20 protein-coding genes are annotated in these 19,423 nt (G+C 70.5%); 11 read left to right on the forward strand and 9 right to left on the reverse strand.

What is annotated here, in order from left to right:
- Positions 1–11: 11 nt before the first annotated feature.
- Positions 12–917: a polysaccharide deacetylase family protein gene (locus E5S69_RS03870; protein WP_171513670.1), complete on the forward strand. Its 906-nt coding sequence runs from the start codon at positions 12–14 to the stop codon at positions 915–917.
- A gap of 68 nt (positions 918–985) precedes the next feature.
- Here E5S69_RS03870 and E5S69_RS03875 read toward each other — a convergent pair whose 3' ends face one another.
- Positions 986–3,157, reverse strand: coding sequence for a heavy metal translocating P-type ATPase (locus E5S69_RS03875; RefSeq protein ID WP_236901225.1), 2,172 nt, complete (start codon positions 3,155–3,157; stop codon positions 986–988).
- A 66-nt stretch (positions 3,158–3,223) separates the two neighbouring features.
- Between E5S69_RS03875 and E5S69_RS32585 the strand changes: the two genes are divergently transcribed.
- Entirely contained in the window at positions 3,224–3,346 is a 123-nt protein-coding gene (locus E5S69_RS32585; RefSeq protein WP_272871703.1) for a hypothetical protein, read from the forward strand.
- A 118-nt stretch (positions 3,347–3,464) separates the two neighbouring features.
- On the opposite strand, the gene E5S69_RS03880 is transcribed toward E5S69_RS32585, so the two are convergent.
- The 3 genes from E5S69_RS03880 to E5S69_RS03890 all read right to left on the reverse strand — a co-directional run bounded on the left by E5S69_RS03880 (position 3,465) and on the right by E5S69_RS03890 (position 6,131).
- Positions 3,465–3,875, reverse strand: coding sequence for a VOC family protein (locus tag E5S69_RS03880; RefSeq protein WP_171513672.1), 411 nt, complete (start codon positions 3,873–3,875; stop codon positions 3,465–3,467).
- Positions 3,876–3,993: 118 nt separating this feature from the next.
- The gene (locus E5S69_RS03885; protein ID WP_171513673.1) at positions 3,994–5,445 is read right to left on the reverse strand and encodes a heavy metal sensor histidine kinase; all 1,452 of its coding nucleotides are present in this window, start codon (positions 5,443–5,445) and stop codon (positions 3,994–3,996) included.
- Positions 5,442–6,131, reverse strand: a complete 690-nt coding sequence (locus E5S69_RS03890; protein ID WP_116340733.1) for a heavy metal response regulator transcription factor — start codon at positions 6,129–6,131, stop codon at positions 5,442–5,444. Before E5S69_RS03890 ends, E5S69_RS03885 begins: the two co-directional genes overlap by 4 nt.
- Positions 6,132–6,362: 231 nt before the next feature.
- On the opposite strand from E5S69_RS03890, the gene E5S69_RS03895 reads away from it, so the two are divergent.
- On the forward strand, positions 6,363–6,782 hold the full coding sequence (locus tag E5S69_RS03895; protein ID WP_236901189.1) for a hypothetical protein: 420 nt from the start codon (positions 6,363–6,365) through the stop codon (positions 6,780–6,782).
- Between the two features lie 20 nt (positions 6,783–6,802).
- Here the strand turns inward: E5S69_RS03895 and E5S69_RS03900 are convergent, their stop codons facing one another.
- Complete coding sequence (locus E5S69_RS03900; protein ID WP_171513675.1) at positions 6,803–7,108, reverse strand: H-NS family nucleoid-associated regulatory protein; 306 nt, start codon at positions 7,106–7,108, stop codon at positions 6,803–6,805.
- A 251-nt stretch (positions 7,109–7,359) separates the two neighbouring features.
- On the opposite strand from E5S69_RS03900, the gene E5S69_RS03905 reads away from it, so the two are divergent.
- Complete coding sequence (locus E5S69_RS03905; RefSeq protein ID WP_171513676.1) at positions 7,360–7,635, forward strand: hydroxyquinol 1,2-dioxygenase; 276 nt, start codon at positions 7,360–7,362, stop codon at positions 7,633–7,635.
- A 24-nt stretch (positions 7,636–7,659) separates the two neighbouring features.
- Here the strand turns inward: E5S69_RS03905 and E5S69_RS03910 are convergent, their stop codons facing one another.
- Positions 7,660–8,544 (reverse strand): 3-keto-5-aminohexanoate cleavage protein, encoded by an 885-nt coding sequence (locus E5S69_RS03910; RefSeq protein ID WP_171513677.1) that lies wholly within the window; start codon positions 8,542–8,544, stop codon positions 7,660–7,662.
- Positions 8,541–9,518, reverse strand: a complete 978-nt coding sequence (locus E5S69_RS03915) for a 3-hydroxyacyl-CoA dehydrogenase family protein (protein ID WP_171513678.1) — start codon at positions 9,516–9,518, stop codon at positions 8,541–8,543. Before E5S69_RS03915 ends, E5S69_RS03910 begins: the two co-directional genes overlap by 4 nt.
- Positions 9,519–9,654: 136 nt before the next feature.
- Here E5S69_RS03915 and E5S69_RS03920 point away from each other — a divergent pair, with 136 nt between their 5' ends.
- The 4 genes from E5S69_RS03920 to E5S69_RS03935 all read left to right on the forward strand — a co-directional run bounded on the left by E5S69_RS03920 (position 9,655) and on the right by E5S69_RS03935 (position 14,463).
- Entirely contained in the window at positions 9,655–10,593 is a 939-nt protein-coding gene (locus E5S69_RS03920; RefSeq protein WP_171513679.1) for a LysR family transcriptional regulator, read from the forward strand.
- Positions 10,590–12,878, forward strand: a complete 2,289-nt coding sequence (locus E5S69_RS03925) for a cation:proton antiporter (protein WP_171513680.1) — start codon at positions 10,590–10,592, stop codon at positions 12,876–12,878. Before E5S69_RS03920 ends, E5S69_RS03925 begins: the two co-directional genes overlap by 4 nt.
- A 359-nt stretch (positions 12,879–13,237) precedes the next feature.
- Positions 13,238–14,116, forward strand: coding sequence for an NAD(P)-dependent oxidoreductase (locus E5S69_RS03930; RefSeq protein ID WP_171513681.1), 879 nt, complete (start codon positions 13,238–13,240; stop codon positions 14,114–14,116).
- Positions 14,117–14,286: 170 nt separating this feature from the next.
- Positions 14,287–14,463, forward strand: coding sequence for a glycine zipper 2TM domain-containing protein (locus E5S69_RS03935; RefSeq protein ID WP_171513682.1), 177 nt, complete (start codon positions 14,287–14,289; stop codon positions 14,461–14,463).
- A gap of 65 nt (positions 14,464–14,528) precedes the next feature.
- Here E5S69_RS03935 and E5S69_RS03940 read toward each other — a convergent pair whose 3' ends face one another.
- Positions 14,529–15,362, reverse strand: a complete 834-nt coding sequence (locus tag E5S69_RS03940; RefSeq protein ID WP_171513683.1) for a glycosyltransferase family 2 protein — start codon at positions 15,360–15,362, stop codon at positions 14,529–14,531.
- A gap of 39 nt (positions 15,363–15,401) precedes the next feature.
- Complete coding sequence (locus E5S69_RS03945; RefSeq protein WP_171513684.1) at positions 15,402–15,662, reverse strand: phosphopantetheine-binding protein; 261 nt, start codon at positions 15,660–15,662, stop codon at positions 15,402–15,404.
- A gap of 264 nt (positions 15,663–15,926) precedes the next feature.
- Here E5S69_RS03945 and E5S69_RS03950 point away from each other — a divergent pair, with 264 nt between their 5' ends.
- The 3 genes from E5S69_RS03950 to E5S69_RS03960 are packed head-to-tail and all read left to right on the forward strand — an operon-like array spanning position 15,927 to position 19,409.
- Positions 15,927–16,670, forward strand: a complete 744-nt coding sequence (locus E5S69_RS03950) for an acyl carrier protein (RefSeq protein ID WP_171513685.1) — start codon at positions 15,927–15,929, stop codon at positions 16,668–16,670.
- 49 nt (positions 16,671–16,719) lie between these two features.
- On the forward strand, positions 16,720–18,441 hold the full coding sequence (locus tag E5S69_RS03955; RefSeq protein ID WP_171513686.1) for an AMP-binding protein: 1,722 nt from the start codon (positions 16,720–16,722) through the stop codon (positions 18,439–18,441).
- Positions 18,435–19,409, forward strand: coding sequence for an acyl-CoA synthetase (locus E5S69_RS03960; protein WP_171513687.1), 975 nt, complete (start codon positions 18,435–18,437; stop codon positions 19,407–19,409). The genes E5S69_RS03955 and E5S69_RS03960 overlap by 7 nt, the downstream gene beginning before the upstream one ends.
- Positions 19,410–19,423: the final 14 nt, after the last annotated feature.

The raw sequence follows: 19,423 nt of genomic DNA on the forward strand, positions 1-19,423 counted from the left end.
GCGCACCCCACATGGCTCGCATTGCCCTGAAGGTCGACGTCGACACGCTGCGCGGCACGCGTGAAGGCGTGCCGCGGCTGCTGTCGATGCTGGCGGCCGCGCAGGCCCAGGCCACCTTCCTGTTCAGCCTGGGTCCTGACCATACCGGCTGGGCGCTGCGGCGCGTGTTCCGTCCCGGCTTTCTGCGGAAGGTATCGCGCACCTCGGTAGTCTCGAACTACGGCTTGCGCACGCTGATGTACGGCGTGCTGCTGCCCGGCCCGGATATCGGCCGCAAGGGCGCCGCCGAGATGCGCGCGACGCGCGCCGCCGGACATGAATGCGGCATCCATACCTGGGACCACGTCTACTGGCAGGACAACGTGCGCGAGCGCGATGACGCCTGGACGCGCGACCAGATGCAGCGCGCCTTCGCGCGCTATCGCGAGATCTTCGGCGAGGCCCCGTCCACGCACGGCGCCGCCGGCTGGCAGATGAACGAGGCCGCGTTCCGCCAGATCGACATCTGGGGCATGGCCTACGCCTCCGACGGCCGCGGCACCGCACCGTACATCCCCACCATTGGCGGCGTGCCCTGCCGGCACGTGCAGATGCCGACCACGCTGCCGACACTGGATGAGCTGATCGGCACCGACGACCTGACCGAGGACAACGTCCACACCGCCCTGCTGAAGCTGACCGAAGGCACGCGCGACCATGTGTTCACGCTGCATGCCGAGCTGGAAGGCGGCAAGCTGGCGCCCGTGTTCGAACGGCTGCTGGCAGGCTGGCGTGCCCAGGGGCACGAGCTGGTGTCGATGGCGACGTGGTATCGCGGGCTGGATCGGCAGATGCTGCCGGAACTGCCGGTGACGTGGGGCGAGATTCCGGGGCGGAGCGGGGAATTGATTGTGCAGCCCGACGTGGCATTGCGCTGAACCGCAGGCCAACGCCGTATCAACGCGGCTCGCCGCTCGCGGGAGAGGAAGCAGACTGTAAGCGGTAATCAAGCCCCGCGCCGCGCCCCTACCCTCAACCCATTGAACACCACCAGCAGGCTCGCCCCCATATCGGCGAACACTGCCATCCACATCGTCCCCATCCCCAGCACCGTCAACACCAGGAACACGGCCTTGATGCCCAGCGCCAGCGCAATATTCTGCCTGAGGATGATGGCGGTGCGGCGCGACAGCCGCACGAAGGCCGGGATCTTGCGCAAGTCGTCGTCCATCAGCGCCACGTCGGCGGTTTCGATGGCGGTGTCGGTGCCCGCGGCGCCCATGGCAAAGCCGACATCGGCACGGGCCAGCGCCGGAGCGTCGTTGATGCCGTCGCCGACCATGCCGATGCGGCCGCCGCGCGCATGGGCTGCGGCGGCCAGCGCGGCAATGGCGTCGGCCTTGTCCTGCGGCAACTGATTGCCGCGGGCTTCGTCGATGCCGACCTGCGCCGCGATTGCCTGTGCCGTATGCGGGTTATCGCCGGACAGCATCAGCGTCTTGACGCCCAGCGCATGCAGCTCCGCAATCGCCTGGCGGCTGGTGTCGCGCACTGTGTCGGCCACCGCGAACAGCGCCAGCGCCGTGGCCGCGCCCTGGCCAGTTACCCGCGCCAGCAGCACCACGGTCTTGCCCTCGCGTTCCAGCGCTTCCAGCCGCGCCTCCAGCGCCGGCGAGCACGCGCCCATCTCATGCACCAGCCGGTGGTTGCCGAGCCGATATTCCACGCCTTGCACCATGCCGCGCGTGCCGCGCCCCGCCAGCGCCTCGAACGCCTCCACCGGCAGCGCGGCGATGCCGTCGGCCCGCGCCGCCGTGGCCACCGCGCGCGAGACCGGATGGTCAGAGCGCGCCGCCAGGCTGGCGGCAATGGCGCGCGCGTGCGGCGCTTCGTCGGCAAGCAGCGCATGGTCGGTCTGCGCGGGCTTGCCGTGCGTGATGGTGCCGGTCTTGTCCAGCGCCACCCAGGCCAGCTCGCGGCCCTGTTCCAGGTAGACCCCGCCCTTGACCAGGATGCCGCGCCGCGCGGCGGCGGCCAGCCCGCTGACGATGGTGACGGGAGTGGAGATCACCAGCGCGCACGGACAGGCGATCACCAGCAGCACCAGCGCCTTGTAGATCCAGTCGACCCAGCCGCCGCCGGCCACCAGCGGCGGCACTACCGCCACCGCCAGCGCGATCGCGAACACCGTGGGCGTGTAGATCCGCGCGAACTGGTCGACAAAGCGCTGCGTCGGCGCGCGGCTGCCCTGCGCGGCCTCCACGGCGTGGATGATGCGTGCCAGCGTCGAGTCGCTCGCGGGCGCGGTCACGGTGTACTCCAGCTCGCCGGACTGGTTGATCGAGCCCGCGTAGAGCGCATCGCCTTCGGCCTTGTCGACCGGCACGCTTTCGCCGGTGATGGGCGCCTGGTCCAGCGCCGACTGACCGCGCACGACCTTGCCGTCAAGCGCCACGCGCTCGCCCGGGCGCAGGCGCACCCGCGTGCCGACGGCCACGCCGGCGGCCGGCACGGTCTCCCAGCTGCCATCGGCGCGCCGCACCGTGGCCTGCTCCGGCGCCATCGCCATCAGGCCGCGGATAGCATTGCGGGCCCGGTCCAGCGACGCCGCCTCGATGCGCTCGGCCAGCGCGAACAGCACCATGACCATGGCCGCTTCCGGCCACTGGCGCAGCAGCAGCGCGCCGGTCACGGCGATGCTCATCAGCGCGTTGATGTTCAGGTTGCCGTTGCGCAGGGCGATCCAGCCTTTGCGGTAGGTAGTCAGCCCGCCGAGCGCCACCGCGGCCAGCGCCAGCACCGCCGGCAGCCATGGCAGCCCCAGGCCCAGCCATTCCGTCGCCTCGGCTCCCAGCGCGGCCACACCGGCCAGCGCCAGCGGCCACCACGGCTTGCGCGCGGCGGTTTCGGGCCAGACCCGGTGCGCGGCTTCGGCGCTGAGGGGCACCGGCCGCATGCCGAGGCTTTCGATCGCCCTGGCCACCGGCTCCGTTGACGCCAGCGTGTGGTGCACCGTCAGCACGCGCTGGATCAGGTTGAATTCCAGCGCGGCGATGCCAGCCATGCCGCCCAGCTTGTTGCGGATCAGCGTTTCCTCGGTGGGGCAATCCATGGCGTCGATGCGCCAGGCGACGGTGCTGGCGCCTGCCGGAACCTCGACCGGTGCCGGCGGCGTCAGCGCGACGGGGGACGCGCACCCGCTGCCGCAACACGCGGCCGGCGCCGGTGCCGGCGGCTCGCCGGCATGCGCGGGCGCAGCCTGGGGTTCATGCGCGTGGGCGTGGTGATCTTGCTCATGCGCATGGCAGGCGCCATGCGGCCCGCCGTGCCGGGCTGCGTGATCGTGTGGAAGAGCGTCTTCAGGTGACGTGCGAGCCATGTCTTGTTGTTCCCGCTGGTTTGACCTGATGACATTGAAGACCCTGTAGCGGCTACAGAGTCAAGCGGCCCGGCGGCCGCGATGCCGGCCGGGCCGTCGCGCGCCGCTAGTGCTCGCAGTTGACCATCCATGACATGCCGAAGCGATCCACCAGCATGCCGAAGCCTTCGGCCCAGAAGGTCTTCTGGTACGGCACCACCACCTGGCCGCCTTCGCTCAGGCCCTCGAAGATGCGCCGTCCTTCGTCGCGGCTGACCCCGCTTACCGACAGGCTGAAGCCGCTGAAAGCCGGGCGCTCTCCGGGACGGCCATCGGAGGCCATCACCTGGTTTTCGCCAATCTGGAGATTGGCGTGCATCACCTTGTCTTTCCAGTCATCGGGCACCGCCATGCCCTGGTCCGGCGGGGCTTCCTTGTAGCGCATCGCAAACGTGACTTGGGCACCCAGCACCGTGCCGTAAAAGGCCACCGCCTCGTCAAAGCGACCGCCGAAATCCAGATAGGGTTGCACCTGCATGTTGCTCTCCTGGTTGTCCATCGGGTTGCATGACATGGAACTGCCGGACGCTCCGGGAGCGGACGCGGCCGGCACGCGCGCCATTATCCGCGCGCGCGCGGCCAGTGCAAGGGCAGGTTCAGGACACCGCGACGGCAGCGGCAGCCGCCGGCATCGGCACCGGCTCGGCCGGGAACTTCAGCGTGAACACGGTCAGTCCGTCGACGCTGCGCACCGTCACGCTGCCGCCATGCAGCCGCATGATGGTGTCGACGATGGCCAGCCCCAGCCCGGTCGACGCCGCGGAGTTGCGCCGCGACGGATCGGCGCGGTAGAAACGACCGAAGATATGCGGCAGCGTCTCCGGCGGAATCGCCGGGCCCGGGTTGCTGACGCGGATGCTGGTGCCGGCGTCGGCCGCCGTGGGCGCGCGCGCAACGTCGACCCGCACCGTGCTGCCCGCCGGCGCATGGCGCAGCGCGTTATCCAGCAGGTTGGTCACGGCGCGCCGCAGCAGGGTCTGGTCGGCCTGCACCGGCGCGGAGCCGGAAACCGTGAGCGCGACCTCGCGGTCCGCCGCGACGGCTTCGAAGTACTCGGCCATCTTGTCGAGCTCTTCGCGCGCGTCCAGCGTGCGCACGTCCAGCGCCACCTGTGCATGGTCGGCGCGCGCCAGGAACAGCATGTTCTCGATCATGCGGGCCAGGCGCTCGTACTCCTCCAGGTTGGACTCGAGCAGGGCCTCATACTCGGCCGTCTTGCGGCTTTGCGCCAGCGTAACCTGGGTCTGGCCGATCAGGTTGCTGATCGGCGTGCGGAAATCATGGGCCAGGTCGGCCGAGAACTCTGACAGCCGCGAAAAGCTGTCCTGCAGGCGCGCCAGCATGTCGTTGAGCGCGGCCGCCAGTTCGCGCAGTTCCGCCGGCGCCCGGCCCACGTCCAGCCGCGTGGCCAGGCGGCTGGTGGTCACCGCGGCGGCATCGGCGGCCATGCGCCGCAGCGGCCGCAGCGCGCGCCGCGCCAGTACAAAGCCCAGCCCGGCCGCCACCGCCGCGCCGCACAGCGTGGCCCACAGCAACTGGTGGCGATACTCGCGCATCAGCGCCACGCGGTAGCCGGCATCGCGCAGCACCACGATCTCCACGGCCTTGTCCGAATCGCCCAGTTGCCCCAGCGCGGCAATGCCGCGCGACGGCACGCCGTTCTTGGGCCGCCAGGTTTGCAGCATGCTTTTCTCGGGCTGCGTGGTGGCGGGCAAGACGCGCAGCGGCGGCACGCTTTCGTTGCGCGGGTTCAGCGTGACCAGCGGCTCGCCCTGGCGCGTGCGCACCACCAGGATCAGGCCCTCGTGACCCATCGCGATATCGGCAAAGCGATGGGTATCGGCGCGGATCTCGGCTTCGCTGCGCACCTCGCGCAGCAGGTGGCGCACCAGCAGCACCTCGCCCACTAGCTCGCTTTCATCGCGTCCTTCCAGCTGGGCCGACAGCGCGCCGGACAGGTACGCCGCCACGCTGGCGAGGATCGCCGCCGTGGCCAGCCCGTAGGCCAGCGCCAGCCGCGTGGTGAGCGAAGACGGCAGCCGCATCATGCGTCGTGTACCCGGTCGTCGCCATCGTCCAGCACATAGCCCATGCCGCGGCGCGTATGGATCAGCTTGCGCGGGAACGGGTCGTCGACCTTGGCGCGCAGGCGCCGGATCGACACGTCGACCACATTGGTGTTGCTGTCGAAATTGACATCCCACACCTGCGAGGCGATCAGCGAGCGCGACAGCACTTCGCCCCGGCGGCGCGCGAGCAGGTACAGCAGCGCGAATTCCTTGGAGGTCAGGTCGATCTTCTGGCCGGCGCGCACCACGCGGCGGCGAATGGCGTCGATCTGCAGGTCGGCCACCTCGATGAATTCGCTCTCGCGCAGCGGTCCGCGGCGCAGGATGGTGCGGATGCGCAGCACCAGTTCGGCGAAGGCAAAGGGCTTGACCATGTAGTCGTCGGCGCCGAGCTCCAGGCCCTTGAGGCGGTCCGACAGCTCGTCGCGCGCGGTCAGGAACAGCACCGGCGTGTCGCGCTCGCGGCGCAGTTCGCGCAGCACCTCCCAGCCGTCCAGGCCGGGCAGCATGACGTCCAGCACGATCAGGTCATAGGGATGCTCGCGCGCGTGGGCCAGGCCGTCGGCGCCGTCGCGCGCCAGGTCCACCACAAAGCCGGATTCCGTCAACCCCTTGTGCAGGTAGTCGCCCGCCTTGGGTTCGTCCTCGACAATCAGGATACGCATGATTCCATCACTTTCCGGCGGCCCAGTGCCGCCATGGCGTAACGCTAGCCGAGGATGGCGGCAAATGGGTAAAGATTGCAGAAATGTCATCGCCATGCCAACGCCTTGCCACGGCATGGCCGCGCAAAACACCGGTAGAATGCGCGCTCATCTCCCGTGCGCGACTGGCCCGCGCGCGTCATCTCCCATTCTGCCGGTTTCCCTGCGATGAAATGCCTGTCTAGCTCCTTGTTGCTGTCTCTTGTCCTGCTTGCGCTGCCCGCTGCGGGCGCCGCGGCGGCAGGGACCGCGGCGTGCGGCGCCGTGCAGGCGGCTGGCCTGTCGCTGCCGGATCGGCATGTCGCGGCCAAGCTGGCAGTTGAAGCGTCGCTGGGCGGCGCCGCCGACGCGGGTTGCGGCGGCAGCGCCGTCCGCGTGATGGCCGAGCCGGCCGGCGGCGGCGCGCCGTTGCAGTCGGGCGAGCCGGATGCTGCGCAGGACACAGCCCCGGACACCGCCTTGCAGCCTGCCGCGGCTTCGAACGTGCTGCGCGAGCTGCCCGCCGAGGTGTTCGTGCACCGCGCGCGGGTGGCGCCCATGGCTACGCCGGCGGCATTCAACGGCAACCTGCCAGTGCTGCCGGTCTTGCCGCTGCTGCCCGCGCACTGCTGAGCGCGAGGCTCAGGCCGGACTTAATTGACGCGGAAGAATTCGATCGACTGCCCGGCATTGACCGCCCGCTGCAGCCAGTCAGGATACTCGCCCTGCCCGTCCCAGCTCTGGCCCATGGCATTGCGGTACAGCGGGCGCGCGCCCGCGGCCTTTGGCGCCGCGGCGGTGGCCGTCGACGGCGCAGCTTCGCCGGCGCCTGCCGACGGTGTCGAAACGTGGTCGAAGCATCCGGCCTCGACGAGGTCGTCAATGCTCAGGGCATGACGGTCCATTTGCTCGCGGATCCACGCCACCGCAGCGAGTTTGGCTGAATCAGACTCGGACATGACTCTTGTGAGAGGCCCGCTGCATTTCCGCGGGCAATGAAAAACCGGCGATGGAACCACAGGCCGGTCGGACAGCCATGATTCTACAGCCTTTGCCGGGCGGCAGCTGCTCTGGCGTGCAGGTGGGGTCCGCGGCAGCGCGCGGGATGACGGCATTGTCATGTGGCGGTCATGCTCGCGTGGGCGGCCGCCACCTAGACTAGCCACACCGCCGCCCATACCGGGCCGGCAACCTTACGGAGAAGCGATCCATGCATGCACTCAGGCAAGTCTTTGTCGCCACCGCCCTTATTGCCGGCGTTGCCGGCGCCGCGCAAGCCGCGCCACGCAGCGTCGATCCGTTCAGCGATGGCGCGCGCAGCGTCACCAGCCCGCGCAGCGCCTTTACCGATGGCGCCAACACCGCGACCGGCACCCGCAGCAGCTTTACCGACGGCGCGCACACCGCGACCGGTGCGCGCGACCCGTTTGCCGACGGTGCCCACAACCCCAACGCCCCGCGCGACAGCTTCACCGACGGCGCCTGACGGCGCCGCGCCAGCGCGCCTGCCTCAGCGCACCGCGCCGTAGATGCGGCGCGCATCGGCCGCATCCGCGATCGGCCGGCCCAGCGTCAGCCCGCCCTGCACCGCCTGCGCCACCAGCGCATGGTTGCCGGGCGCACGGCTGCCGTCGCGCAACAGCAGGTTGTTTTCGAAGCCCACCCGCACATGGCCGCCAAACGCGGCGGCCGCGGTCACGCAGGCATTCTCCTCGCGCCCGAACGCGCAGATGGCCCACGGCAGCGCATCGCCGCCCTCGGCCGCAGCCTGCAGGAATGGCAGCAGGTCGTGCGGCGACGACACCTGTCCGGCCGCGTAGCGGCCCAGCACATACAGCACCGACCACGCGCCCGGCGGCACCATGCCGCACTCGCGCATGCGCTGCCAGCGCCTTACGTCGGCCGCGTCATACAGGATCACCTGCGTCATCACGCGTTCGCGCGCCAGCCAGGCGAAGAACGCCGCCAGCTCGCTGTCCGGGATCTCCGGCACGTCCACTTCGCGCAGGCCGACCGAAACCGCCTCGGGACGCAGCGCGCGCACCATCGCCATCTGCTCGGCGGCCTGGTACACGCCGGCGGCCTCGCTGGTCACCTGCACCAGCAGCGCGTCGCCAACCGCCTGCCTGACCGCCGCCAGGGCCTCGCGATAAGCCTGCACGTCGAGCGAATGGCGGCCCTCGGCATCGCGTACGTGCATGTGCATCATGGCGGCGCCGGCATCGAGGCAGGCACGCGCTTCCGCCGCCAGCGCCGCCGCGGTCAGCGGCACCGCCGGGTGGTCGCTGGCGCGCTTGTAGGCGCCGTTGGGCGCCACGGTGACGATCAGCGGCAAGTCGGCCAGCGCCGCGCGCTGCGCAGCCACCTGGGCGGCTTGGGATGGGGTGTCGGTCATGGCTGGATCTCGGGCAGTTCGGGCGCGATCAGCGCCAGGCCGGCGCGCAGCAATTGGTCATAGCGCGCACGCTCGGCAGCGATGGTGTCAGGCGTCCACGCGTAGAAGCCTGCGCCGCGCTTCATGCCGTGGCGGCCGTCGGCGGCCCGCTCGGACAGGCAGCGCGCCGGATGGTCGTCGTTGCAGAAGGTCGGGTACATGGTGGCGCCAGCGGCGGCATGCACGTCGATGCCGGCGTGGTCGCGCTGCAGCACCGGCCCCGCCGCCAGGAAGCGGAAGCCGAAGCCGAAGCGCACCGCCGCATCGACGTCCTCGGGTGAGGCAATGCCGCGGTCGATCAGGCTGAAGGCCTCGCGTGACAGCGCATGCTGCAGCCGGTTGGCGAGGAAACCCGGCAGGTCCTTGCGCACCTTCACCGGCACCATGCCGCAGCGGCGCATGAAGGCCGCCAGCGCGTCGGCGCCGCGCTCGTCGCTGGCCTCGCCCATCACCACCTCCACCAGCGGCACCAGGTGCGCGGGCATGAAGAAGTGCAGGCCAAGCATGCGCGCACGCGTGCCCAGGCCGGCGCCGATCGCGCTGATCGGGAAGCTGGAACTGTTACTGGCCAGCAGCGTGTCCGGGCGCGCACGCGTCACCAGTTCGGCAAAGAGGGCCTGCTTCAGTGCGAGGTCCTCGGGAATGCATTCGATCACCAGGTCGACCGAGGCCCAGTCCACGGCCTCCAGCGTCGCTGCCACGCCGAGCCGCTCCGCGCCGGCTTCGCGGCCGATCGCGGCCAGGTTGGCGCGCACGCGCGCGGGCAAACCGCCGGCACGCCCGGCGTCCGGCTCGACAATGGTGGTGCGGCACAGCGCACGGGTCAGCACCACGGCGACATCGGCGCCCATGGTGCCGCCGCCTACCACCACGGCATGGGCGGCACCCGGGCGGCTCAGCATCGCTGATGAGGGCGGAGGACTGGGGTTCGGCATGGTTTCTCCTGGCATCCCGCCAGTGTAGAGAACCCGCTTTGATTGAAGAAATCGATTCTCTGGATAAAATGATCCACAAACCAGATCAATCGCCTGAACCGTCGCGGCCGCGGATGCCGCCGGACCGCCGTTTCTCATGAACATCAACTTGTCGATGCGCGACATCGAGACCACGCTGGTGCTGGGCCGCACGCTGAACTTCCGCCAGGCCGCCAGCCAGCTGCACCTGTCGCAGTCCGCCCTGTCCACGCAGATCCTGCGCATCGAGGAATCCCTCGGCGTGCGCCTGTTCGACCGCACCACCCGCACCGTGCGCCTGACCGCCGCGGGCCAGGTCTTCATGCAGCAGGCCGCGCTGCTGCAGGCGGCGTTCCGCGGCGCCATCGACGCCGTAACCGGGATCGCCAGCGCCGAACGCGGCCGGGTAGCGGTGGCGGCGCTGCCGTCGCTGGCGGCGCGGGTGCTGCCGCGCGTGCTGATGGCCTACCACCAGGCACGCCCCGAGGTTGCGCTGAAGGTGTTCGACACGCTGTCCGGGCCGGCTTTCGACCTAGTGCGCGCCGGCGAGGTGGATTTCGCGCTGACCGCGGCCAACCCGCAGCAGGCCGACCTGCAGTACGAGCCGCTGCTGTCGGACCGCTTCGTGCTGCTGATCCCGTCGGCGCACCCGCTGGCGCGCCGCCCCGGCCCGCTGCGCTGGGCGGATACGGCCGATGCGCCGCATGTGTCGATGACGCATCCCAGCAGCGTGCGCCAGTACGCGGAATGGGCCTTCCTGCAGAACCGCATCCGCTTCCAGCCGGTGTTCGAGGCCGAACGCCTGGCCACCATCGCGGCCATGGTCGAATGCGGCTTTGGCGTGGCGGCGCTTCCCGAGATCGCGGCCGGCACCGTGCGCCAGCCCGGCATTGTCGAACGGCTGCTGACCGCGCCGGTCACCGAGCGCTCGATCGGCCTGGTCACCGCGCGCAACCGCAGCCTGTCGCCAGCGGCGGCCGAACTGGCGGCGGCCGTGCGCGCGCGGCTGGCAAGCCCGCCGCTGCCGGCCGCGGCGGACACGGAGGCCGGCGCATGAGCATCATCGTCGATATCCTGATCCTGGCCGGCGTATTGCTAGCCATCGTCGCCGTGGTGCAGGTGGCCGCGGCACGGCTGGTGCTGCCGGAATCCACGCTGCTGTCGGCGATCGGCATCGCCATCGGCGCCGGCTATGTCGCCATCGACGCCGCCCACCCTGACTTTGCCCGGCATTTCCTGCATCCGCTGATCGACCCGGCCTTGCCACCGGAAGCCTACCTGTGGATCTTCCTGCCGCCGCTGCTGTTCCACGCCGCCTTGACCGCCGACGTGCGCGGCATGCTGCCGGACGCGGCACCGATCCTGTTGCTGGCGGTGGTTGCCGTGGTGGTGGCCACCGGGGTCATCGGCGTGGCCACCGCGGCGGCCAGCGGCATGCCGCTGGCGGTGTGCCTGCTGCTGGGCGCGGTGGTGGCCACCACCGACCCGGCCGCGGTCATCGCGATCTTCCGCGACGTGGGCGCGCCGGCGCGGCTGATCCGCCTGGTGGAGGGCGAAAGCCTGCTCAACGACGCCGCCGCGATCGCCATCGTCGGCGTGCTGGTGGCCATGCTGACCGGGCATGGTGCGCAGGCGACGCTGGCGGCGGGCCTGCGCGAGCTGGCCTGGGCCTTTGCCGGCGGGGTGCTGTGCGGCGCGCTGGCCGGGCGGCTGGTGTCCGACCTGCTGCCCCGGCTGGCCGGCCTGGCCATGGCGGAAAGCGCGCTGACCCTGGCGCTGCCCTACCCGCTCTACCTGCTGGCCGAGCAACTGCTGGGCGTATCGGGCGTGGTCGCGGTGGTGTGCGCGGGCCTGATGGTCAGCGCGCTGGGCCCGACGCGGCTGGCACCGCCCAACTGGCGCCACCTGCGCATGCTGTGGGGGCAGTTCGCGGGGATTGCGGGCGCCGTGGTGTTCCTGCTGGCCGCCGTGCGCGTGCCCGCAATGCTGGCGGGCGTGACCGGGCATCATGGCTGGCTGCTGCTGGTGCTGGTGCTGGCGGCGCTGGCGGCGCGCCTGGCGACGCTGTTCGGGCTGCTGCCGCTGCTGTCCTGGCTGCGGCTGAGCGCGCCCATCAACGGCGCCTTCAAGCTGGCCATCGCATGGGGCGGGCTGCGCGGCGCGGTGACCCTGGTGCTGGCGCTGGGCATCGCCGAGAACAGCGCCCTGCCCCTCGAAACGCGACATTTTGTCGCCATCCTGGCTACCGGCTTCGTGCTGGTCAGCCTGCTGCTCAACGGCACCACGCTGCGCGCGCTGATCCATCGGCTCGGGCTGGACCAGCTGTCGCCGCAGGAGCGGGCGCTGCAGCTGCAGGCGATCCGCCTTTCCACCGAAGAAGTCGAGGCGATGCTGGCGCGCGTGGCCGACTCGTTCGACCTGCCGCCCGCCATCGCGCGCGAGGCGGCGCAGACGTATCGGCGCGGCATTGAACTCGGTTCGGCAGAATTCGACTTCGACACGGCCTTGTCCGAGCGCGACCGCCTGACCATCGGCCTGGTCACGCTGGCCACCCGCGAGCGGGAACTGATTCCCGAATATGGCGACGGCGTGATCTCGGTGGCCAACCTGGACGCGATGATGCGCAACACCGCGCAGATGATCGACGCGGCGCGCGAGCAGGGGCGCATCGGCTACAACCGTGCCGCACGGCATATCCTGGACTATCACCTGGGTTTCAAGGTGGCGCTGTTCCTGCACCGCCGGCTCGGCATCGACCGCCCGCTGGCGCGCGCGCTGGCCGACCGCTTTGAGCTGCTGATCTGCCGCCAGACCGTGCTGGACCGGCTGCGCCGCTACAACCGCTCGATGCTGACCCCTGTGTTCGGCGCACGCATGGCCACCGTGCTCGACGGGGTGCTGGAAGACCGCTCGCGGGCGGCTGCCGAAGGGCTGGCGGACATGCGTTCCAGGTTCGGCGCCTACACCGTGGCGCTGGAGCGGCGCCTGCTGACGCTGTTCGCGCTGCGCCGGGGCAGGCTGTCGCTGCAGACCATGCGCGAAGAAGCGGTGATTTCCAAGGAAGCGTTCAACCAGATCGCCCAGGTGATCCAGCAGGCGTGGCACGGCAGCCTGGTGCGCCCGCCCTTGCGCGGCGTGACCGACCATGCGGGCGAGCCCGGCGCGGCGCCGGGCCAGCGGGCTTCAGGAGGGATCCTTGGTGCGGGTACGCGAGACCGCCGCCATGATGCCGATACCGAGCACGATCAGGCAGGCGATGCCGATGTAGACCGGCGCCAGCCCGGCCGTCGACAGGCCCCAGGCAATGCCGCCTACCAGGACCAGCAGGCCGATGATATATAGCGCGAATGACATGAGTCGGCTCCTTCGGGGGTGCAACCTGTGTTCAATGTAGGCAGCGTGCACGGCGCAAGGGATAGGACAAGGGCGGATGCTGGCGTAGGCGGGTTCTGACCCGCTGGTGCCCCGCTTGTGCCCCGCTTGTGCCCCACTTGTGACCGGCACGGCCCATGCCGGCCCCCCGGCGCTGTCGTGCCCCATTGCCGACGGTTCTGTATCTGTCCGCGGCGCCACCCGGCCCGTATACTCGCGGGACCGGCGCGGCGCCGTCACCTCGTGGCGGGTTGCAGGCGGGGCGCTTGCCCGGCTTGGGCGGCCGCCCCTCACCGATCCCGAACATCAACAAGCAACGGAGCAGCAGCATGCGTGTCGCATTCCTCGGACTGGGCGTCATGGGTTTCCACATGGCCGGCCACCTGGTGTCCAAGGGCCACGAGGTCACGGTCTATAACCGCACCGCCGCCAAGGCCCAAGCCTGGGTCGACCGGTTCGGCGGCAAGTCCGCCGCCACCCCCGCGCAGGCCGTGGGCGATGCGCAGGTGGTGTGCTCGTGCGTCGGCAACGACGACGACCTGCGCGCGGTGCTGACCGGGCGCGACGGCGCCTTCTTCGGCGCGCCCAGCGGTTGCATCTTTGTCGACCACACCACCGCCAGCGCCAACGTCGCGCGCGAGCTTTACGCAGCGGCCGGCGAACGCGGCCTGCACTTTGTCGACGGCCCGGTCTCGGGCGGCGAAGTGGGCGCGGAAAAAGGCATCCTGACCATCATGTGCGGCGGCGACGCCGAGGCCTTTGCGCAGGCCGAGCCGGTCATCGCCGCCTACGCGCGCGCCGTGACCCGCATCGGCGAATCCGGTGCGGGGCAACTGGCCAAGATGGTCAACCAGATCAGCATCGCGGGCCTGATCCAGGGCCTGTCCGAGGCCATTGCCTTCGGCGAGCGCGCGGGCCTGGACATGCGCCTGGTGCTGGACGTCATCAGCCAGGGCGCGGCCGGTTCCTGGCAGCTGGAGAATCGCGGTCCCACCATGATCGACAACAAGTTCGACTTCGGCTTCGCGGTTGACTGGATGCGCAAGGACCTTGGCCTGTGCCTGGACGAAGCCCGCCGCAACGGCGCGGGCTTGCCGGTCACAGCGCTGGTGGACCAGTTCTACGCCGACCTGCAGCAGATGGGCTGTGGCCGTGCCGACACCTCGTCGCTGGTCAAGCGGCTGCGCCAGCACAGCGACAAGGGCTGAGGCCACGGGCGCGCCACCCCTGCCGTCGTCCGATTCCTACCGGGCTATCGGCGCCGCACGGACGGGCCACGCCGCGTCACGCGGCTAAAGTGGACGCATGAGGGCCTGGCCGCTTCGATGTGGTGCTTCGATGTCGTGCGGCGGGCCCGGCAACCAGGCAGGAGACCATCATGTGGAAACTCGCAGGCGCGCTTCTGGTAGGCGCAAGCATGGCGCTGGCCGGCTGTACGGCGGCAGGCGCGGTAGCCGGCGGTGTCGCCGGGCATGAACTGACCGACGGCAGTACTGCCGGAACCATCGGCGGCGCCGTCGTGGGCGGGGTGGTGGGCCACGAGCTGGGCAAGTAGCCCGCCTGTACCCGCCTGCCGCCGGACCTGAAGGCCCCTTCGCGCGGCCTTCACGCGTGCGGCGCTTAGTCCGTGTGCGCGGACGCCGGGCCGCCCCTGGGCCGGCGCCACCGCCGCCAGGCCAGCACCGGCAGCCGCGCCACGAACCCGGCCAGCAGCCGCAGGTGCATGCCGGCCAACAGCAGGTTGTCGCGCAGGTAGCGGAAGTGCGAAACCCCGCCCTCGCGCGGCTTGAAATAGCGCACCGGCGCGTCCAGGTTGATGGGGCGCACGCCGCGCCAGCACAGCCGCACGGCAACTTCCGGATCAAAATCGAAGCGCCGCATCCAGCGGCTATGCCGCATCACCGCGCGCAGCGGCGCGATCGGGTAGACGCGAAAGCCAAACAGGGAATCGCCGATGCCGGCCCACAGCGTCTCCACGTCCACCCAGAAATTCGACATGCGCCGCCAGTACACCCGCTCGCGCGGGGCGCTGGCGTCGAAGCGCGGGCGGCCCAGCACCATCGCGCCGGGGTCGCGCTGCGATACCGCCATGAATGCCGGAATCAGCTGCGCCGGATGCTGGCCGTCGGAATCCATCACCAGCACATGCGTATAGCCTGCTGCCGCGGCCCGTTCGATGCCGTGCAGCACGGCGGCGCCCTTGCCCTGGTTGCTCGGCAGCACCAGCACCTGCAGCCCGGGGTCGGTGGCGGCCTGCGCTTGCAGCCACTGCGCGCTGCCGTCAGTGCTGCCGTCGACCACTACCCATACCGGGTTCCAGGCCGCGCGCGCGCCGCGCAGCACCTCATGCAGCCGCACGCCGGGGTTATAGCTGGGAATCAGCACCAGGTGGGTCGCTGAAGGCCCGGCGCTGCCGTCCACCAGCGCCGGCGCGGGCGTGGCTTGCTGCGGCATGTCGTGATCCTGTCCGGGCTGAAGAAAACGATGGCTGGGCTAGCGCGCGCGGTGTTCCGCCAGGTAGGCGGCCAGGCTGCCCAGTGAAGTAAAAATGGTCTTGTTGTCGGGATTGTCCGAGCGCAGCTCGACGCCGTACTTGCGCGATACCAGCAGGGCGATCTCGAGAATGTCGATGGAATCCAGCCCGAAGCCTTCTCCATAGAGCGGCGTGGCGGCGTTGATGTCCTCCAGCCGCAGTTCGGCGATGTCGAGTTCGTCGAGGATCAGGCGGGCAAGTTCGGTTTCGAGTTCGGTCATGTTGCTAGATGGCTGGAACGCCGCTGCACCCCCGTGCCGGGGCAAGTCAATCCCGGTGCGCGCGTCGGGCACCCGAATGCTATCAAACGGGGCATTCACGGGCCAGTCGAGAGAAGTTTAGTAACAACATCAACACCCTATTCGGGAATCATCATCGCGCCCTGAAGGTCTTTTGGGGTATAAACCGTTCGCTTCGCCTGCCCGGTGCGCCTGTCCGGCGCACCGCGGGCCAAGCGACTTACGCAACACACCAAGCTTCCACAGATGCCGCCGAGCCAGCCCGTTGACCGCTTCTCTCCGCCCGCCGCCGGGGTCCCGCCCGCGCTGGACGCCGCAGCCCCGCGGTGGCGGCGCCATGCCTGGATTGGCGCGGTGGCGGCCTTCGTGGCCTACGAATCGGCCCTGCATCGCGCGGCACACCAGCCGGGCGCCGAGGTGGCGGCGCTGCTGCTCGGCGCGGCGCCGTTCCTGCTGGTCGGCTTCGTGGCCTGCCGCCGGCTGGCGGCGCCTATCCTGCGTGTCCCGGCCCTGCTGGCCTTGCTGGCCGCATGCGCCGCGCTGTGGCTCTGTCGCACACCGCTGGCTGGTCATTTCGGCTGGACCTACTACCTGCAGCATGCGGGCGCCAATGCCGCGCTGGGCGCGATGTTCGCGCTCAGCCTGCGCCGCGGCCGCACCCCGCTTTGCACGCAGATCGCCACGGTCATCCACGGCACACTATCCCCCGCGCATGCGCGCTATACGGTGCGCGTGACCCAGGCCTGGACGCTGTTCTTCGCGGCAATGGTGGGGGTATCGACGCTGCTGTTCGTGCTGGCGCCGGTGGCGGCCTGGTCCAGCTTCGCCAACCTTGCCACGCCGCTGCTGATCGCCCTGATGTTCGCGGGCGAGGCCGTGTGCCGCCGCATTGCCTTACCGGGCGTGCGCCACGGCGGCCTGCTCGACGCGGTGCATGGCTACCGCGCGCTCATGACGGCCCGTGCGGCCCGGCTCGGGCTGCCGCGCTGACGCGCCGCCATCCGGCCCCGGCACCGCGAACTGCGCACAGGCTCCGTCCATGACCACGCTCCCCATCGTTGCCCACGCTACGCCCGACGCCATCATCGCCTGGGCGCACGGACGGCCAGTGACCGTAAGCCAATTCCTGGCCGATGCGGCCCGCCTGGCGGCAGCCCTGCCGGCTGGCGGCCATGTATTCAACGCCTGCACCGACCGCTACCGCTTTACCGTGGGCCTGTGCGCGGCGCTGCTGGCCGGCAAGCCCACGCTGCTGCCGCCGTCGCACACGCCCGAGACGGTGCGCCAGCTGCTTGCCTTCGCGCCCGACGCCTTCTGCCTGCACGACCAGCCCGATGCTGCCTTCGAGATGCCGGCGATGCACTACCCCGATGGCCCGGCGGCCACCGCGGCGGACGGCCCGGTCGAGATTCCGCAGGTCCCGGCGGCGCAGGTCATGGCCTACGTGTTCACCTCCGGATCGACCGGCACGCCGGTGCCGCACCGCAAGACCTGGGGCGCCATGGCCCGCTGCGCGCGCGCCGCGGCGCAACGGCTCGGCCTGCTCGACGGACGTGCGTGGACGCTGGTCGGCACGGTGCCGCCGCAGCATATGTTCGGCCTTGAAGCCACCGTGATGCTGGTGCTGCAGGGCGGTGCGGCGCTGGTGGCCGCGCCGGCGTTCTATCCGGCCGATGTCTGCGCGGCGCTGGCCGCGGTGCCGGCGCCGCGCGCGCTGGTCAGCTCACCCGTGCATCTGCGCACGCTGGTGCAATCCGGGCTGGCCATGCCCGCGGCGGACCTGGTGCTGTGCGCCACCGCGCCGCTTGGGCGCGAGCTGGCCGTAGAGACCGAGGCGCTGTTCGCCGCCCCGCTGTGCGAAATCTACGGCAGCACCGAGACTGGCCAGCTCGCCACCCGTCGCACCGCCCGGGACGACGCCTGGACGCTGGTGCCGGGGGCCCGGCTGCAAGCCCGCCCCAATGCCGCCGGCGACGATACCGAGACCTGGGCCGAGGGCGGCCATATCGAGCAGCCGGTGCCGCTGGGCGATGCGATCGCCCAAATGGACGCGCAGCGCTTCCGGCTTCATGGGCGCAAGGCCGACCTGCTCAACATCGCCGGCAAGCGGTCGTCGCTGGCTTACCTGAATCACCAGCTGACTGCCATCGACGGCGTGCGCGACGGCGCGTTCTTCATGCCCGGCGACGCGCATGAAGGCGACGCGCAAGGGCACGTGGTGCGGCTGGTAGCCGTGGTGGTGGCTCCGGGCCTGGCGCCGGCCCGGTTGCAGCAGGCACTGCGCGAGCGGATCGATCCGGCCTTCATGCCGCGGCCCCTGTACTTTGCCGAATGCCTGCCGCGCGATGCCGCCGGCAAGCTGCCGCGCGCGGCGCTGGCCGCGCTGGTGGCAAGACTGTCCGGCACCCAGGTCGGCCAACCCGCGCCACCACCAGGCTTTGTCATCGACGCCGGCCATCCGGCCATGGCCGGCCACTTCCCCGGCCATCCGATCGTACCGGGCGTGGTGCTGCTGGACCATGCCGTGCTGGCGCTCGGCACCGCGCTGGGCCGCCCGCTGGCCGTCGCGCAGGCCAGCATGCTGAAGTTCCTGAGCCCGGTGCGCCCGGGCGAGCGCGTGGAGGTGCTGCACCAGTCCGAGGCGGCCAGCGGTGGCGACGAGACCATCCGCTTCACGTTGCGCAGCGCCGGGCGCGATGTCGCCAGCGGCACGCTGCAGGTACGCGGCAGCGCGCCACATGCGGAGGCCTTGCCATGCTGAGCTGGCGGTGGCGGCGCCAGGCGCCGCTGGATGCGGAATGGTCCAGCCGCGAAGAGCGCGGCAGCATCACGCTGCTGCGCATCATGACGTGGCTGTCGCTGGCGCTGGGCCGGGCCGCGGGGCGCGTGGTGCTGCGGGCCATTGCTGCCTACTTCATGCTGTTCGCGCCGGCGGCGCGCCATGCGTCGCGCGCGTACCTGGACCGCGTGCTCGGACGCCAGGCCACCTGGCGCGACGGCTACCGGCATGTGTTCACCTTCGCCTCGACCATCCACGACCGCATCTACTTGCTCAACGGCCGCTTCGACCTGTTCGACATCCGCCTGCATGGCGAGGGCCTCCTGGAAGCCGCGATGGCGCGCGGGCGCGGCGCCATCCTGCTGGGCGCGCACCTGGGCAGCTTCGAGGTGGTGCGCGCGCTGGGGCGGCGCCACCCGGACATGGAGGTCGCGATCACCATGTACGAAGAGAACGCGCACAAGCTCAACGATGTGCTCCAGTCGATCAACCCGGCGATGCGCCAGGACGTGATCGCGCTGGGCCGCTTCGACACCATGCTGCGCGTGCGCGACTACCTGGACCGGAGCTATATGATCGGCATGCTGGCCGACCGCACGCTGTCGCAGCGCGCCACCGACCCGGTGCAGCAATGCAGTTTCCTCGGTGCGCAAACCGGTTTTCCCACCGGCCCGCTGCGCATGGCGGCAATGCTGCGGCGGCCGGTGTTCTTCATCACCGGCCTGTACCGCGGCGGCAACCGCTACGACGTCCATTTCGTGCCGCTGGCGGACTTCACCGAGACGGCGCGCGGGCAGCGCGAAACGGCGGTGCAGGCGGCACTGGCCGACTACGTGCAGCTGCTGGAGCGGTTTTGCCGCAGCGCCCCGTACAACTGGTTCAACTTCTATGACTTCTGGCACGCCGGTCCGCCGCTGTCCGAGCAGCCGCCGCCGGGGAACGAGCCTTGACCCGTGAGCCGCCA

The sequence above is a fragment of the Cupriavidus necator genome (assembly GCF_013141915.1).
GTDB lineage: Bacteria > Pseudomonadota > Gammaproteobacteria > Burkholderiales > Burkholderiaceae > Cupriavidus > Cupriavidus necator_B.

Bases quoted from the DNA above. Each gene is read 5' to 3' on its own strand.
- E5S69_RS03900 (WP_171513675.1), bottom strand. From the start codon at position 7,108: ATGTCCGAGTCTGATTCAGCCAAACTCGCTGCGGTGGCGTGGATCCGC.
- E5S69_RS03880 (WP_171513672.1), bottom strand. From the start codon at position 3,875: ATGCAGGTGCAACCCTATCTGGATTTCGGCGGTCGCTTTGACGAGGCG.
- E5S69_RS03950 (WP_171513685.1), top strand. From the start codon at position 15,927: ATGCCGCCGAGCCAGCCCGTTGACCGCTTCTCTCCGCCCGCCGCCGGG.
- E5S69_RS03955 (WP_171513686.1), top strand. From the start codon at position 16,720: ATGACCACGCTCCCCATCGTTGCCCACGCTACGCCCGACGCCATCATC.
- E5S69_RS03925 (WP_171513680.1), top strand. From the start codon at position 10,590: ATGAGCATCATCGTCGATATCCTGATCCTGGCCGGCGTATTGCTAGCC.
- E5S69_RS03960 (WP_171513687.1), top strand. From the start codon at position 18,435: ATGCTGAGCTGGCGGTGGCGGCGCCAGGCGCCGCTGGATGCGGAATGG.
- E5S69_RS03945 (WP_171513684.1), bottom strand. From the start codon at position 15,662: ATGACCGAACTCGAAACCGAACTTGCCCGCCTGATCCTCGACGAACTC.
- E5S69_RS03905 (WP_171513676.1), top strand. From the start codon at position 7,360: ATGCATGCACTCAGGCAAGTCTTTGTCGCCACCGCCCTTATTGCCGGC.
- E5S69_RS03940 (WP_171513683.1), bottom strand. From the start codon at position 15,362: ATGCCGCAGCAAGCCACGCCCGCGCCGGCGCTGGTGGACGGCAGCGCC.
- E5S69_RS03890 (WP_116340733.1), bottom strand. From the start codon at position 6,131: ATGCGTATCCTGATTGTCGAGGACGAACCCAAGGCGGGCGACTACCTG.
- E5S69_RS03920 (WP_171513679.1), top strand. From the start codon at position 9,655: ATGAACATCAACTTGTCGATGCGCGACATCGAGACCACGCTGGTGCTG.
- E5S69_RS03935 (WP_171513682.1), top strand. From the start codon at position 14,287: ATGTGGAAACTCGCAGGCGCGCTTCTGGTAGGCGCAAGCATGGCGCTG.
- E5S69_RS03930 (WP_171513681.1), top strand. From the start codon at position 13,238: ATGCGTGTCGCATTCCTCGGACTGGGCGTCATGGGTTTCCACATGGCC.
- E5S69_RS32585 (WP_272871703.1), top strand. From the start codon at position 3,224: ATGCGCGGGCGCAGCCTGGGGTTCATGCGCGTGGGCGTGGTGATCTTG.
- E5S69_RS03910 (WP_171513677.1), bottom strand. From the start codon at position 8,544: ATGACCGACACCCCATCCCAAGCCGCCCAGGTGGCTGCGCAGCGCGCG.
- E5S69_RS03885 (WP_171513673.1), bottom strand. From the start codon at position 5,445: ATGATGCGGCTGCCGTCTTCGCTCACCACGCGGCTGGCGCTGGCCTAC.
- E5S69_RS03915 (WP_171513678.1), bottom strand. From the start codon at position 9,518: ATGCCGAACCCCAGTCCTCCGCCCTCATCAGCGATGCTGAGCCGCCCG.
- E5S69_RS03870 (WP_171513670.1), top strand. From the start codon at position 12: ATGGCTCGCATTGCCCTGAAGGTCGACGTCGACACGCTGCGCGGCACG.